This is a genomic window from Sphingomonas sp. 66-10 (assembly GCF_001897045.1).
Classification (GTDB): domain Bacteria; phylum Pseudomonadota; class Alphaproteobacteria; order Sphingomonadales; family Sphingomonadaceae; genus Sphingomonas; species Sphingomonas lycopersici.
Genome location: NZ_MKRR01000128.1, coordinates 1 through 1,772, shown reverse-complemented (window position 1 = coordinate 1,772; position 1,772 = coordinate 1). Strand labels below are relative to the sequence as shown.

The 1,772-nt window shown below is 50.4% G+C and carries 2 protein-coding genes; one reads left to right on the top strand and one right to left on the bottom strand.

Features of this window, described 5'->3' with window-relative positions:
- Window positions 1–225 precede the first annotated feature (225 nt).
- Window positions 226–447: a DUF6118 family protein gene (locus BGN95_RS13320; RefSeq protein ID WP_286772884.1), complete on the top strand. Its 222-nt coding sequence runs from the start codon at window positions 226–228 to the stop codon at window positions 445–447.
- A gap of 1,093 nt (window positions 448–1,540) precedes the next feature.
- Here the strand turns inward: BGN95_RS13320 and BGN95_RS13315 are convergent.
- The coding region (locus BGN95_RS13315; protein ID WP_286772883.1) for a hypothetical protein at window positions 1,541–1,772 on the bottom strand (232 nt) is incomplete at its 5' end.

Genomic DNA, 1,772 nt, shown 5'->3' with positions numbered 1-1,772 from the left:
AGCGCCTAGTCGTATGCTCAGTCATATGGCTCACTCTTATCTAAGAGCGAGACCCTGTCAGGTCATTTCGGGGGCCAACTCAGTCGGGCCATCGGTAGGGTTCGCACCAAGGATGAACATCGCTGGCATCTGCTCTATTGCGGTCTGAGCGTTGCCATTACCGTATCGCTGCTGAATCTCGCCTATCCGGGCTGGGCGGCCAATCTTGGCCCGCGAAGCTGGCTTTTGCCGGAACGAGTAGCTCGTCGGGTTCTGGGTGAAGCGACCCTATGGGACGCTGGCACCCGCCTGATGCGCGCTGGCGATCCAGAAGGTTGGCAAGCGATTGTCCGCGTCGCCGAAATGCAGCGCGCGAACCGAGGCGGCATCAATGAGTGTGAATTGGCCGCTGCAAAGGCCAATAAGCCGGTCCGCTGCAAGATTATGGTTGGCGGCTCACGCTCGTAGGACCGCGGCCTCATTTAATCATGAAATAATTTTTAGATCATCTATCGATCATGTTTAGATAATCTTTCGGAGTAAAACTTGGTATAAGCTACAAATTTTCGATCCAGTTTGAATGAGTCAAGCATTGATGGATTGTGTATGATGATCAGATGTGCTGCGATCACCACCGACAAGACTCGGACAGGGGGTCATCATGCACGTGAAGACGGCGTTAATTGTCACTGCAGCAGCAGCAGCAACGATAAGCGCGGTAGCCGCGCTGGCGACTGAAGAAATTACCTATACTTATGACGCAAAGGGACGCGTGACTAAGGTTGTGCACACCGGGACGATGAACAATGGGGTGACCGTCCAATATGCTCACGATCACGCAGACAATCGAACGCACGTGACAGTGACTGGTGCCCCGTAAAAGTCCTCACGGCCTCACTTCCTCTAAAATAAGCACCTAAAAAAGGGAACCTCACACAATGAATCCGATTTTGGTCGGAGGCAAAGGTGTGCGCGTGCACCGCGCGCTCCTCGTTGCCTCTTCTGCGCTCTGCTGTGGACTGTCCGTGAGCGCATTGGCTCAGACCACTCCAGATTCGCTGGTTCGGTCGACGATCGATCCCAATAACGTCGACCTCGCAACTGGCACATTACAGCTCGTCGCGCCAAATGTTTCTTTGGGATCAGGAAATTCGGTTCTTGCGGATCCGATGAGATGGAAGGGAAGTCTTAACTGGCAACCGACCTATAGAATAGTTTTCACAAAGACCGTCTCTACGGCAAGCGTATCACTTCCAGACAAGTCAGTAACTTTTACGCTGTCTGGATCAACTTATACATCTGATCAACAGGATGGCTCGACGCTGATCCAATCTGGTACTAATTACATATATACATCTCCGAATGGGACAAGAATAACGTTCGATGGGTCGACAAATACCGTCGGGCAGAACGCAAATTTGATACAATATCCAAATGGAAGAACCGTATCGTTAACATACGACACAATCTCAGTTAATATACTTAACAGTACAACTTTGTGTACAAGAGTAACGTCAGCTACTGATAGTAATGGATATAAAATAAACTACCATTACGCTAATCAGACGGGTGTTTGTCCGATTTTGCAACGTGTCTCATCTACCACCACAATAAATACGGTAACAGGAATTTCAGGGCCGGGAACGACATATTCATATGCATCCACAAACTCATTATCATCGGCGACGACGACGTTTACTGACCCGATGGGGAGAATCACGACCTGTCGTTGCCCCCTAATTGCCTGACGAGGCCTCGCGGGTTTGGGTGATGTACTCGCGGGGTGATCGGTA